The 14,636-nt window shown below is 53.6% G+C and carries 8 protein-coding genes; 3 read left to right on the forward strand and 5 right to left on the reverse strand.

The annotated features are described in order from the left end of the window. Positions 1-221: 221 nt before the first annotated feature. Positions 222-1,274, reverse strand: a complete 1,053-nt coding sequence (locus tag BLT38_RS11075; RefSeq protein WP_083345228.1) for a YncE family protein — start codon at positions 1,272-1,274, stop codon at positions 222-224. Positions 1,275-1,459: 185 nt separating this feature from the next. Between BLT38_RS11075 and BLT38_RS11080 the strand changes: the two genes are divergently transcribed. From BLT38_RS11080 to BLT38_RS11090, 3 genes are read left to right on the forward strand one after another with little or no spacing between them, the layout of a single operon-like run. Beyond that, on the forward strand, positions 1,460-2,134 hold the full coding sequence (locus tag BLT38_RS11080) for a response regulator transcription factor (RefSeq protein WP_083345229.1): 675 nt from the start codon (positions 1,460-1,462) through the stop codon (positions 2,132-2,134). After that, a complete protein-coding gene (locus BLT38_RS11085) occupies positions 2,131-3,549 on the forward strand; it encodes a sensor histidine kinase (protein WP_172838232.1) in 1,419 nt (472 codons plus the stop codon). The genes BLT38_RS11080 and BLT38_RS11085 overlap by 4 nt, the downstream gene beginning before the upstream one ends. Positions 3,550-3,567: 18 nt before the next feature. Next, the gene (locus tag BLT38_RS11090) at positions 3,568-6,135 is read left to right on the forward strand and encodes a TonB-dependent receptor (RefSeq protein ID WP_083345231.1); all 2,568 of its coding nucleotides are present in this window, start codon (positions 3,568-3,570) and stop codon (positions 6,133-6,135) included. 105 nt (positions 6,136-6,240) lie between these two features. On the opposite strand, the gene BLT38_RS11095 is transcribed toward BLT38_RS11090, so the two are convergent. From BLT38_RS11095 to BLT38_RS11110, 4 genes are all read right to left on the reverse strand, one after another. After that, entirely contained in the window at positions 6,241-8,700 is a 2,460-nt protein-coding gene (locus tag BLT38_RS11095) for a TonB-dependent receptor (RefSeq protein ID WP_231966429.1), read from the reverse strand. Between the two features lie 226 nt (positions 8,701-8,926). After that, on the reverse strand, positions 8,927-9,688 hold the full coding sequence (locus BLT38_RS11100; RefSeq protein ID WP_083345233.1) for a phosphatase PAP2 family protein: 762 nt from the start codon (positions 9,686-9,688) through the stop codon (positions 8,927-8,929). 69 nt (positions 9,689-9,757) lie between these two features. Continuing rightward, a complete protein-coding gene (locus BLT38_RS11105) occupies positions 9,758-12,787 on the reverse strand; it encodes a TonB-dependent receptor (RefSeq protein WP_083345234.1) in 3,030 nt (1,009 codons plus the stop codon). 113 nt (positions 12,788-12,900) lie between these two features. After that, positions 12,901-14,601 carry a pyrroloquinoline quinone-dependent dehydrogenase gene (locus tag BLT38_RS11110; RefSeq protein ID WP_231966430.1) on the reverse strand — a complete coding sequence of 567 codons (1,701 nt, stop codon included), beginning with the start codon at positions 14,599-14,601 and terminating at the stop codon, positions 12,901-12,903. Positions 14,602-14,636 lie beyond the last annotated feature (35 nt).

A 14,636-nucleotide genomic window follows, 5' to 3' on the forward strand; every position in this document is an offset into this window, starting at 1 on the left:
CGTCGAAGGTCTTTTCTCTAAAGCAATCAGTTGGTTCGCGTCGAACGCGAGGCTCCAAACCGGCTTTGTAGCCCCACGCATCGTTTGCTTGAATCCTCGATTGAGATCAACTCTAATTTCTGCGACGATCCTGCAAACGATGTATGGCTGACTTTAGCTTGAGAAGAATTCTCACCTGCAACGATCCGACACGAACGTTACGTTCGACACGATGTACTGGGTTATCGTTCAACAACCATCAGGGTGAATGTATCCGGTAACACTGGGCCTCTCTTGCCCCCCGCGGTCATGGGGCCAAACTTTGCCGACACCAAATAAACACGATGCTTCACTGGATCGACGCCAAGATTTCTGGAGCCGACCGGCGTCACAACACTTTGCACAGCGTGATAGGTATCTGGGCCATCCTGATGAAACACCGACAGAGTGCCGTCCGCATTGGACATGAAAATATCGCCTAAAGCCGGATCAAAACCACCACCATCAACTCCTTTTTCAATCGGCAAAGTCGTTATAACCTTCCCGGCAACGTAGTCAGACACAGCCATGACGCCGCTACGGCATCCGCTGAAAAGCCGATGATGTTTCGTATCGATCGCCATGGATACCGGGAGCTTGCATGTCCCCGTTGACCAGCGGCGCGTCACAGCCAGCTTGGCCGTGTCGACCTCTGCGATTTCGTTCTTATCCTCCAGGTTGACGTAGAGTTTGCCGTCTCCTGCGGCCGCACCGTACTCAGGCTTGCCACCAAGGGGTAGATTTTTTATAAGTGTTCCTTGCTTCGCGTCTATCACAGTCGTAGAATTCGCGTCGCCATTCAGGCTGAAGACTCGGCCAGAGACGTTGTCATACACAATCGCATCGGCATCGTCTGCAGCTGGAATCCGTTTCAGAATTGCGAGCGTTTTTGTGTCGAACATAACGACCGACTTGTCTTCACTGGACGTGAGGAAGCCGTGTCCCGTACCGGTTGCAATCGCCGTGCCGTGCGCTCCATGAATCTCTTTGATCTCGGCAGTGAGCTTGCCTGTCTCCTCGTCGACAACCATCACGCGATCCTCTCGCGCGATAAAGAGGCGATGACTCGAAGGATCAGGGATGATGTAGTCCCAACCACCAGTTCCACCCAGCACGTACGTATGACTCACATGGTAAGACGCGGGAGACTGCGCCAACAGACTTGCAGTCGTAGTCAGAATTGCGGCGAACAAGGGCATGGCACGCATCGGTGATTTACCTTCCAGATTATCTGCGCAGATCGTTCTGCGAATCATATGGTGGAGGTTACTCCTAAACGCTTAATGCATCCTTAAGGCATCGATTCTGCACCGGCCCGCAAACGTTCTTAAGACACCGTTAAGGTCGGGCGAGCGACTCTATCTTTGCTACGGCCTGCACGATGGATAGAAAGCGCCGTCCCCAGACAATCACCAGAATTCCGAGATACGGTCAAACTCAAATGTTGATTATGGTCGCCGAAGACGAAGAGGAACTCGCGCTGGTTCTGCGTCGGGGACTAACCGAACACAATCACACGGTAGCGTTGGCGATGGATGGTGAAGAGGCACTTCATTTGGCAGAAGTCCATGCTTATGACGCATTGATTCTCGATATCATGATGCCGATCCGCAACGGGCTGGAAGTGGCACGATCGCTTCGCCGCAAGATGATCGACACACCGATCCTCATGCTCACGGCAAGAGACAGCAACGAAGACATCGTTATGGGTCTGGACGCGGGCGCCGATGACTATCTGGTGAAACCATTTTCCATGAAGGTTCTGTTGGCTAGGCTTCGCGCCCTTTCCCGACGATCCGTGCAACCGCCCACAGATGTGTTAAGAGTGAGTGATCTCTCACTTGATCCGATTGCACATCACGTCATCAGCGGGGGGCATGCTGTCAGCATCACGCCTACGGAATATCGCATTCTGGAACACCTGATGCGTCGTGCGGGGCGCGTCGCCTCACGCGATTCCATCATCGACAGCGCCTGGGGTCCCGCGGAAGAGGTCGAATACAACACCGTAGACTCATACATCAAATCGCTTCGAGACAAGCTTGAACGTAACGGGCAGCAGCGTGTGATTCATACCGTGCGCGGTTACGGGTATGTGGTTCGGGAATGCGCGTGAAGAATTTCGCATTTCCGCGAACGCTGCGATTCCGTATCACTTTGTTAACCGCGCTATTACTTCTGGTCACATTTGCGTTGACCAGTGTATTTGTTCTGTACTCCGTGCGACACGCCTACGAAGAGACGGTGGACCTTGAACTTCGAGCACGATTTCAGGCGGCAAAAGAGACTCTTTCAGAAACGAAGACAAGAGTGGACTGGGCCGAGGTTCTAGAAGATCAGGAAGCACTGGGTCCAGCCGGCGCCTGGATGCAGATTAGCGATTCCAAGGGTCAGTTTCTCTATCGTTCCGACGCGCTTCGAGCCCTTCCTCCTCCGCAGCAGCAAAGTAAGTTTTCGGACAATGGTTCGCTGAGGACGGTTCGCATCAACCATCGATTGATGCGAGTCCTGACAGGTCCATTTGATGAAGCGATTGTGCAGATCGCGCTGCCGTTGAATGAGTTCTCGGAAATGGTGGAGAAGCTTGAATGGATGTTTATAACGACACTGCCTTTGATCCTGAGCCTGGCCATTCTCGGAGGGCATTGGTTAGGCGGACGCTCTCTTAAGCCAGTTGAAGATTTCGAAGCGACACTCGCGCGCATTACAACCTCAAACCTGTCGGAACGCTTGATTGTAGATGGTGCGGGAGATGAGCTAGAGCGCCTCGCAGCGACGGCGAACGAAATGTTGACTCGGTTGGAGGCTTCGTTCGACACCATCGCTCGTTTCACTGCCGATGCGTCGCATGAACTTAGAACGCCCGTTGCAATTGTCCAAACCACCGGCGAAGTCATCCTTATGGCCGACCGCACACCAGATGAACATCAGCAAGCTTGGCGAACGGTGTTGATGCAAACGGATCGCATGGGGCGCTTGATCGAGGATCTGCTCGTGCTTGCGCGCACGGATTGCAGAGAGCCCGAGACCTCATTTGAACCATTGGACCTGGGCACCTGCATAGCAGACGCAATACGTGACGTCCGTATTCTTGCGGAAACCGCTGAGATCACACTGACAGCAACATTGGTTACGCCATGCATTGTCATAGGAGACACTGACGCACTTCGTCGCGTGTTTCTGATCATCCTTGAAAACGCAGTCAAATACACGCCTGCTGGTGGCACAATCGAAGTTTCGATGAAGTGCAATCGCCGAGGTATCCAGGAGACAGCGATAGTTTCCATTCGGGATACTGGCATCGGTATCCACGAACAAGATCTTCCGCGTATTTTTGAGCGCTTTTACAGAGTATCGAGAGACCGTTCGCGTCGCACCGGAGGTGCCGGGCTTGGGCTCTCGATCGCGCAATCATTCATCCTGCGTCACAACGGAACCATTTCCGTTACCAGTGTCCCATTGCAGGGTTCTGTATTCGATATCGAATTGCCTCTAAGCAACAGTGCCGTCTTCACCGAATCTCCAGAATGAAACGCGAAACTAAACGCTATGCGCGTTTCAACACAACTTCTGGCATGGAGCCTTACTCTTCCCGTAATCTGCTCCGTCAGTGCACAACAAGCTGTTTCATTCCATGGCTCTGTTGTTGATTCCACCGATGCTGTGATTCCTGGTGCGACGATTCAAATCCTTGACGCTTCAGACAAGATCGTCGCTGAGACACACTCAGACTCTGCCGGCCATTTCGTGTTCCGTTCCTTGCCCTCTGGACGATACGACCTATCAGTTCCCGCATACAACACATTTGCCGCACTACGCACGCACCTGCGACTCGACGCCACGGTTGACGCATTTAAGATCACGCTCGCCGCGGAATCGATCACACAGGACGTGCAAGTCGTCGCGGAAGAGCCTCTCTCCGTCGACCCCGCAGCCAACACCGACACGGTAAAGGTCACCGGCGAGCAGTTGCGGAAAGCGCCCATTTTCGATCAAGATCCCATCGCCACCATGTCCGCGTTTCTCGACGACGCATCCGGTTCGTCCGGAGGTGTCACCATCATCGTGGACGGCGTGCAAGTTAAGAACCTTAACGTTTCCGCCTCTGCCATCCAGGAGATTCACATCAACAATGATCCCTATTCTCTGGAGTATCAACGCCCCGGCAGAGGGCGCATCGAGGTTCTCACCAAGCCCGGCTCAGCACAATTTCATGGCGAATTGAACTTCACCTTTCGTGATGCGGTATTCAACGCGAAAAATCATTTTGCAGTAGTAAAGCCACCGGAATCCCGCCGCATTTATGAAGGGCATTTGTCTGGCCCCGTGGGACATGGAAGGAAGACCAATTTCATTCTCTCCATGTCGCGACAGGAACAAGACACCGCGGCCATCGTCAACGCCATCGGACCCCATGGTGTGATTAACGAGAACGTCTCCACACCAAACCGGCGGCTAACAGCCTCTGGTGGAATCACGCACGACTTCTCGGAGAACAGTCGACTGAACATCCGCTACGCCACACGACTCAACACCAACCAGAACTTCGGTGTCGGAGGCCTGGTGCTCCCAGAGGCTGGCTATAACCGAGCGAACCGCGAGGACGATCTGTATCTCACGCATCGATGGATCGTCACTCCAAATCTTGTGAATCAGTTCCAAATGATGATCGAAAAGGACGAGGACAACAACGTCAGCACAACCATGGCACCATCCGTTGTCGTTAGTGGCGCCTTCACCGGTGGTGGCGCACAATCCGATCAGCATCTGACGGAAAACACCTTCCACTTAAACGATGTCGTCGCCTGGAGCCATGGCCGGCATTACATCACGGGTGCGATTCAACTACCGCAAGTCAGTCGGCGCGCTGTTGACGACCACACCAACCGGCTCGGCACGCTGCAGTACGCGTCTCTCAGTACGCTTGCGTCGAACAAACCGTATGTGTACACCGTTCAACGGGGCTTGGGTCGCACTGTGTACTGGATGAACGAATTCGGTGCGTACATCCAGGATCAGGTACGGCTGACCCCAAAGCTGCAGTTAACTGCAGGCCTCCGTTATGACCGTCAAAGCTTCCTCGGCGACAATAATAACTTCGCCCCACGATTTTCTGTTGCGTATGCTCCTGGCAATGGCCGCACCATTCTGCGTACAGGCAGTGGTGTGTTTTATGACTTCACCGGTGGTGACTTTCCTGCCACGGTAAGACTCCACGACGGGGTGAACCTGCGGCAGGTTCAGGTACAGAATCCGAACTTCCCTCTGCCGTCCGGCCCTGTGTTGGATGCCCTTCCAACCAACATCGCGCAATTCGCTCCGCATGTACGCAGCCCATATTCCTTCCAATATAGTGCTGGTGTTGAACGTCGCGTTGGGAAGAAAGGAAGGTTCAGCGCAGAGTATCGTGGCCTGACTCAGATCAAGTCGTTTCGGTCCGTCGACATCAATGCGCCTGTGCTTCCACCCAACGCACAGATTGGCATGGACTTTCCGCGTCCGGATTCCAGCTACGGTCGAATCCAGAGTGTGGAATCCAGCGGCCGAGCAATGCTGAACTCATTAGACCTCGGTTTTCGAGGAGAGATTGGTCAGTATTTCAGCGGGCAGGCCCAGTATGTGTTTGCACGCCTGATGAACAATAGCGGTGGCATCTCAATGTATCCGCAGGATCAGTACCACCCGAACCTTGAATGGGGGCGTGGGGATATGGATCGGCGACACAAATTCGACATGATCGGCAGACTGTTGCCAGACCGCTGGTACTCTCTCGGTGTTGCCGCAACGCTCTATTCCGGTCTTCCCTACACCGAAATTACGGGTAATGACGACTTCCATACGGGCCTTGGCAATGCTCGCCCCAGTGGTGTCGCGCGAAACACACTTCAGGCTGCAGCCACCATCAGTTTCGATGTGCTTTACAGCCATGACTTCAGGATTGGACGGCATTCCAAGGACAACGAAAAGTTTCTGAGTGCGGGGCTCTCTGCGTTCAACGTATTCAACTACTCCAACTATCAGAAATACGTCGGGACGCTCACCTCGTCAGCGTTTGGTCAGCCCACGTCGGCGCTGCCAGGACGTCAGCTTCAACTTTCACTGGGCTACCGTTTCTAAGATTCAATGCACGTCGGACGCTATTTGCTGTCCTGGATAGAGATTTATTCCCGCAATCGCCTAGTTAAATTGCTGATAAGTCGAACTCCATCCTCTGGCCATTTTTTAAAAACTAGCTCCCACGCCAAACTGCAGCCTTCGCGCCGGCATGGCGGTACTCGGCTGGGAAAAGAGAGAGGAACGGACATTACCCACAAACGAAGTGAATGACGTTGTGTTTGTCACGTTGAATGCATCCACGGAGAAATTCAGCTTCGTCTGGACATCGCCGTTTTTTAACTTCAATTCACGCTCTTTTGCCCAATGCAGATCAAGCGATGCCGTCCTGCTGCCCTGTAGCGTATTACGCGATATACCGTCAGGCCTCGCGTTGAGAAGGCCTGTGTTGTAACGATCGACACCAGCGGTCTCCGTATAGGGCAGCCCGGTATATAGTTTGACTGCCATGCCAAGATTCAGCCAATGATCCTTGTTAAACGCTCCCAGCAGATTGAACCGATGGCGTTGATCAAGATCGGAGCGTCCATATTCTCCGGCCATGGAGTACTGGTTTGCAGCAAACCAAGTGACGCCTCCCGTGTCGTTATTCGTATGGCTGAATGAATATTGGAGCATACCGGTAAACCATCTCCCGGCCTTCCCCTGAACTGTCAGATCTAATCCGTTGCCGATTTGTCGGCCTTCCGATTCGATCTGTCGAACAATGCCGAGCGAAGGGGTCGGGCGAACGGCGTACAGCGGAGGCAATGGTGCGTTGACGTTCCTTGAACGCAGGAGTGCTATTCCTTTTGTCCCACGATACGTTGCCGCGAAAGTGAGCCCTTTTAGCAATTGGCGTTCGAGCGTAAGACTGTAATTCAATGCATATGGCACCCGTCCACCTGGTTCCAAGGTGACCAAGTTTGTTGGGAACGAATTGATGTCAGCGTTCGCCGGATAGGGGTTGGGATATCCCGGATTGAGCAGCGTTACCGATCGGATCGTGACTCCGTTATATCTGTTCAGGTCGGCCTCGGGAGGCGCACCGCTGCGATCGAAAAAGACACCCACACCACCTCTGAGCACCGCTTTCTTGTCGTTGAATCCATAGGCGAACGATCCGCGTGGACCAAAGTCATTCCAAGCCTTGAAGTACGTCTGCCAATCGTAACGAACGCCAAATGAGACCTGGAGATTCTTGTTTACCTGCATTTGATCTTGAACGAAGGAGCCGAGTTCATTCATCCAAAAAATGGACTTCCCGGGGCCAGCTTGTTGGGTGAATGAGTAAGGCCGATTCGCTTGATAGTCGTTCAAGCTTGCGAAGCTAAATGTTCCGAGTCTATTCGTATCGTCGTGCCAAGCTCGACGGCTCAGGTTTGGGATGTTTACTCCAAAGGTGACGTAATGATGACCGTGAGCCCAACTCACCGTGTCATTGATCTTCAAATTGTTTTCGTTTTGAAGCGTGTCAGCCTGCGCTCCGCCACTGGTGAAGTTGCCGTCCACAATTAACTTTGGAGCGTTCGTCACACTGCGACTTGGACCGTAGTCCTGTTCGTAGAACAGTTGCATCTGGTTGATGAGAGTGGGAGTTACGATTATGCGCTGCGTGAAGATAACATCGTCTTCCCGCACTCTCTGATTGATGCCTGCTTCAGCAAGGACAAGACCGCCCACACCCTGATTGCGGGTGACGACGTCGCTGACGTTGTATTGCAGAGAGACACGATTAGCTTGCGAGAAGTCATGCGAGATACGGGCCGCAAACTCTGTATCGTGCATTGGCGTGGGGACGTTTGCGTCGAACACTCCCGTGGGCGTGATGGCGTGAACAATCGACTGGAGATTGTCCTCCTGTCGCGTACCTGACAACAAGAATGTTGTGTGACCGCCCGGTGCTCCTGGCCCGGTAATCGAGCCCTCATAAATACGCTTCTGTTCGAATGGCCTGGCAAGCGCAAAGTAGTTTTTTGCATCGGTTACCGAATCGCGGAAGGTGAAGTTCAGACTGCCGTGAATTCTGGGTGTTCCTGGCTTTGTGACAATATCAATCCGTCCGCGGCCCGGCTGTCTTGTTTCCACGCTGTACGGGTCACTGTTGATGCGGACTTCAGCGATCGCAGATGCCGACACTCCTGTAGTCTTCCGCTCAACACCATCAACCCTGATCGTCACTCCGCCTGTACCAACAGTTGTCTGATCGAGAAATGGTGTTAACGCTGCAACATAGTTCTGATCAAACACGGGAACCGATTGCAAGAGACTTGCATCGGCTTTGATTTGATCCCGGTTATCCGCGTTCTCCAGAGAGATCGCTTCCTGCTCGGGGGCGACCACAACTTCTTGCGTTACCGAATCGATCTTCAGTTGGATCGATATATTGATCGGAGAGCTGCCAACAGTAAGTGTGTGATCGTAAGCGGTGAATCCATTCGTCGCATTGATGTGAACGCGATAAACACCAGCCGGGATGTGATGCAGCTGGAAGTTCCCATTGCCATCAGAAGCCACAGAACGCGGATGCTGGTTCGAAGTGAAGACAACCATTGCACCGGATACATTGGCGCCATCGGGGTCTGACACATGTCCTGCAACATCCGCTTGGGAGAGAAGAGAAACTGGCAAGAGGAGCCAAACGGAGCCGGCCAATGCGTACTTACAGAAATGGGCTCTGAACTTCATGCGTGTAAGCGTATGCCGGGACACCTGAATTTCCCCTGAGGCGATGACAAGACTTCTACGATGTAAGGTGAAATTTCGGAGAGAAAAAGAAAGGCCAGCGTAGAAACGCTGGCCCGGAGAACGGATGCTATTTTGCGATCTGTGCGCGCTGCAGTTCTTGTCTTGCAGCTTCCAGCTCCGGCTTCAGAGCTTCATTGTGCAGCAGAAGGGTTCCGAGGGTCGTTCCCAGCACCTGGCCTGCAACAACGTCTGAGTGATAATGGTCGCCACAGACTTCGCGGCTATAGGCATAGTCACTTGAGCGAGCGAGGATTATCTGCGCCTTGTTGGGGATCAGCGCTGCCAGCACGACACCGAACGTGTAACTCATGGTGGCGTGACCACTAGGATAAGAGCGCAGCGGGCGTGCCTCAGGCTTGCGGTCGACATCATCGCATGTCCATTGTGAATAGGTGTCCCCAGGCATTGCTGCAGCAACAGGGAACTTTCGTTTGAAGTAGTCCTTTGCCTCGCTGGTTGCAACGGTCTGATCGTTCAGTACGTCCGCAAGCAACTTTGCTGTGGCTGGAAGTTTCTTCAGGTCGAAGTCAGCACCGATCGCAGACTGCCAAGGAGTTGGATCTTCATGATTCGCATCCCAATGTGCCTGATCGTATCGCTCTTTGGTCCTAGTTTGAATTGTGCGTTTCACCTCAGCCATCTCACGCTGCTGTGCTGCGGAACCGTCGGCAGCAGGGGGCGGAAGCAGTTGTGCTGGAATGGCATCTGAAGGCTTCAGAAAACGAAAAACTTTTGGAAGCGGCGGCTTCGAGGCGGGACTTTGGCCATGCATCACAAGGCCGGTCGATCCGGCAACAAGCACTGCAACTAGAACTTTGTTTAGATTCACTCTCTTCTCCGTTTGCGTGTGGTTAGACACAAGGGCCGCGCCCCATTGTTGCGGTCGCGGCCTTTGGCGTTAGTAATCGATGCGAAGGCTTAATTCGAGTTGACGGGGCGTTCCGCTTCCAGTCGGAACGGTGCTGAAAGCGCTGTTAATCAATCCAAAGTTGGCAGGCGCAATCTGCAGATTGTTTCCGGATCCAGTCGAAGTCAGAGCGACCACAGGGCTTCCATACTGCGCGACATTGAAGACGTTGAAGGCTTCCACGCGGAAAGACGTGCTCAGAGTCTCCCGAAGCTTGACCGTTTTTTGTAGCGCCATATCCGCCTGCCAATGCCCGGGTCCACGCACAAGGTTGCGGCCCGCATTACCCCAAGTACCATTGGCCGGCACAGCAAAGGCGGCTGGATTCAACCACTGTTTCGTGGATCGATTGGCAGGATAAAGTGGTACCCCTTGAACGCGATTCGGGCGCTGATTGCTATTGATCTGATCGGGGAGTGCCGTAGCCGAACGAGACAATGTCACGTTGAGAGGAAGACCTCCGCGAACGCTACCGATGCCAGCCATCTGCCATCCACCAACAAGTGCATTGACAAAGGATCCCGCATTGCCAAGGACAGCATGGCCGCGTCCGATGGGAAGTTGCCAGATCGCGCTTGCGGTCAAGTAGTGGCGCATATCGAACTGACTATTCGCTCGCTCACAACGAATGCAGCTTTGATTCTGCGGGCTGATGGCCTCGGCTCCGCCCACCGATCCATCGTCGATGGAATGCGCAAGCTGATAATTCGCGGAGATCAACAAGCCCGTGCGGTAATCCCGATGCACACCAAGCTCAAAGGCGTTATAAGCGCGAGTACCCTGCGTACGGTCCCATGTAAAGGTGGAATTGGTATAGCTTGCATACGGACGCTTCCCGGTCGAGGGGTTGATACCATTCGCAACCAGGTTGCTCCACAGACTGCTTCCCACGCTTCCGATATAGGAAGCTGTCATGGATGTGCCCTTGGCGAGCTGTTGCTGAACAGTGAGAGTCCATTCACTGATCTGAGCGTCCTTACGGTTGCGATCCTGCGCTGTAGGGCTAACGCTGAAAGCGGCATTGCCGAGGAAGGGATCAAGCGGAAAGCTGAGCCCAGGTGTCGTCGTCTGAGCCAGCGTGAAGCGTTGAGGGATGTTTCCTACGGCAGCTCCAAGATGACCGAACTGTCCCTGGCCATAGTAGATGCCTCCACCACCGCTGATGACTGTCTTGTTGTGGAAGACTGCTGGAGACCAAGAGACAGATAGGCGTGGGGCAAGGTTGTTACGATCGGGGAAATACCATGCGCTCCCTGCGGGACACAGAATATTCGCACACGTTGCAGGATCAACGACGACACCACGTCCAAGAACGTCATGATCCACACTCCAGAAATCGTAACGAAGACCTGCGGTAAGAATAAGATTCTGCTTCAGCTTGATGGTGTCCATGAAGTAGGCACCATATTCCGTCTGACGCTGCCCCGTCATGGCAGAAGCACCTTGAAAGGCATACGAATCCATCAGGTTCTGCTGAAAATTGTTCTCGTTGAGATAAGTTGCGGTGATAACGGGAATCTTGGGCGTGTTCTTGTTTTCCTGAATGCGTCGAACGCGTAAGCCACCCTTGAATACATTGTTCCCTTTCACGAAGGTTGTATCGTCCACCACGCTGTATGCGGTGTCGTATCGATCATCCGTAGGAGGCGTGGTCAGCGTTCCAAAGCCAGTAACCGCCACGTTGTAGGGCAGGGTTTGATCTCCACCTTCGCTGAATTCATCACGGTTGTAACCAATGCGAAAGTCTGTGAAGAGTTCTGAGGTGAAGTTGTGCGAAACGTCGATGATTGCATTGGGTGCCGTCAACGTATTGAATAGAGAGGAAAGCTGACCGGTGGGTGTGATTTCGATTCCATTCGGCGCAGTGGTTCGGAAATGGTCTGTGCTGTAGCGGCCAAAGATGTTGGTTCGGCTGCTCAGTTTGTAATCCAGACGAACCATACCAGCGTCTTCTTGCACTGGGTTTGTGCCGGCACCTGTGAAGGAGAGTGCATTGGGGTCGTTCGTCGGCGTTCCCGCGTTGATATAGGAATTGATGATGGTTGCAAGCGCAGGAGATTTTGCGATTACGGCAGTCCTGTATGCAGGCGTCGGAACGAGGCCTGTCACCTGCGCAGCAAGCACCTGGCGGTATGCTTCCCAATTCGCAAAGAAGAAGAGCTTCTTTTTCACAATCGGGCCTCCAAGGTTGGCGCCAAAGTTATTCAACCGCAACTTAGGAAGGCCCTTGTAGTTCCAGGGTCTCGCGTCGAAGACATCGTTGCGGAGATATTCCCAGGCAGATCCATGGAACCGATCTCCACCGGACTTGGTTACGATCTCAATCTGACCGCCCGCCGAACCACCCTGATCTGCGCTATACGCTGCGCTACTCGCCTTAAACTCTGAGATGGCTTCCACGGGTATCTGCAGACGCATATCGAGCTTCTCGAACTGGTGATTGATGCCCGATGCATCGACACCATCCATATGAAATCCGTTGTCTTCCTGGGACAGGCCCACAAAACGAATCTGGTCCTGCGTGCTGCCCGCTGCATCAATGGCTCCCGGAACGGTTGCTTCCAGACGCTCGAAGCTGCGTCCGTTCATCGGCAGTTCATTCAGCTGCGCGCCCTGAACCACACCACCAATCTCAGTGGAGACGCGATTGAGATCGTCTTCTTCTGTGCTGACCTGAATCACGGTGTCTTCTGCAGCGACCGTGAGCTTCGCATTCATCTCTCTTGTCTCACCGATCTGGAGAGCGAAGGAGCTGAACTGCACCGGATGGAAGCCGCTCTCAACGATGGTTTCCTTGTAGTCGCCTACGGGAAGAGAGTTGATGAGATAGACGCCGGCGCTGTTCGTCACAGACCTGTACGTCAGTCCGCTTGCCACCGAGGTCACTGTAACCACTGCGCCGCGTACGGAGCTGCCTTGCGCATCAGTGACGGTTCCCGTAAGTGTGGCACGATCCGTTTGGGCCATTGCCGGAGACAGACATATGAGAAAAGAAAAACCAGTAATTGCAAGGTTTCGCATGAGCGCTCCTGATGGATAGGTTCGGAGCGATTACAGCAAGCGGACCTAAAAGGAATCTAAGAAACGGCGCTTTGTGAAAGAACATTCACAAAGCGGGACATGTGTTTTGCGCATCAAGGCGTAAGTGTGAACACGAACACGCCGCTGACGCCAGAGAGAGCCACAAATTGCTTCCCACCGACCATGAACGTCATCGGAGACGCCTGCCAATCCTGGCCAACATAGATATGTTTCAAATCTCTACCGGTGCGCGCATCAAGAACGAGAAACGTTCCGCCAGGTCCACCTGCGAACACAAGCCCGCCAGCAGTCGAGAGTACGCCGCCGCGATTGTTCGTCGAGAGCGGCATCTCCCAAACTTTCTTCCCGGTATGGATGTCGAGTGCGCGTAAATAGCTCTCCGCATTCGATTGATTCGGAGCGACACCACCGTACCAACGATTGTCGACCAATGGCTCAGCTTGTTTCTTGTAGATGGCGCACCATTCATTGGCTCGCAGATAGAAGAGATTCGTCTGAGGGTTCCATGAACTCGAATACCAATTCGTTCCTCCACTCGATGCCGGGCAGATCACTCTTCCCGTCTCGCTTGACTCCGATGCATCGGTAAGAATTGGTCGGCCGGAGCGGTCATAGCCAGTTGCCCAAGTAGCCTTAACGAAAGGCTCCGCGAGTAACAACTCACCATTGACGCGATCGAGGACGAAGAAGAAGCCATTTCTATCTGCATGGATCAAAAGCTTCCGAGGCTTTCCGTGCCATGGTTGATCGACTAACAAGATGGGTTGTTCCGAGTCCCAGTCATGCGTGTCATGCGGTGTGAACTGGTAATGCCATTTCAACTCGCCCGTCTTGGCTGAAAGAGCAACAACGCTACTGGTGTAGAGATTGTCTCCCTTGCGTTCGTCGCCGTTGAAATCTGGGCACGGATTACCCGTTGTCCAATAGATAAGGTCGAGGTCCGCATCATAAGAGCCCGTCAACCATGTCGCACCGCATCCGTGTTCCAATGCACTTCCAATCCATGTCTCGGCAGCTTTCTCCCCGCGATTCGGAATGGAGTAAAAACGCCACACTCGCTCCCCGGTACTGGCTTTGTACGCCGAGACGAATCCACGTGCGCCTTCTTCTCCACCGGCCACTCCACTCACGACAAGATCCCCCACGACCAGAGGAGCCCCCGTGGCACTATATCCCGCAGCTACAGACCCCATTTCGACATCCCACAATTTGCGCCCATCCAGCCGGTCGAGCGCTAACAGGTGTGCGTTATCTGTGATCATGAAGACGGTATCCTTCCAGATAGCGACTCCACGATTCGTGCCGCGCCCTGCCTCGCTGACTAGCCCTGGTGTATGTGGCTGACGGTACATCCACAGTTGCTGCCCTGTGGTCGAGTCCAACGCGTATGCCTCATTCCAGCCGGTGATGTACATGACACCATCGACGACGACTGGCGTAGTTTCCAAGCGACTCGCATCAAATGGGAACAGCCAGGCGAGCGACATGCCGCCGACATTCTTTGTATTGATCTGGTTGAGAGTACTGTAGCGATTGCCAGAGTCATTGCCGTTGTAAGTTGTCCAATCACGCTTGGGGAGGATTGGCTTCTCCGTGTAGCGTTCTCCCTCACGTGACAGAAGATGATATTTCCCATCCGCAGTGAGTACTTGCGCAGAGTAGTCACTTTGGATGACGGTGCCATTGAGGCTTTTCCCATCTGCTAAACGAATGCTGCCGGGATGAGGTTCTGCAGGAGGTTTGCGTTTCCCCACCTTCATTGGAGCCTTACCCGTGTATCCAGCCGTGGACATCGCTGCATCCGAGCCAGCAAGTGTGCGTAAGTATG

The sequence above is a fragment of the Terriglobus roseus genome (assembly GCF_900102185.1).
GTDB lineage: Bacteria > Acidobacteriota > Terriglobia > Terriglobales > Acidobacteriaceae > Terriglobus > Terriglobus roseus_A.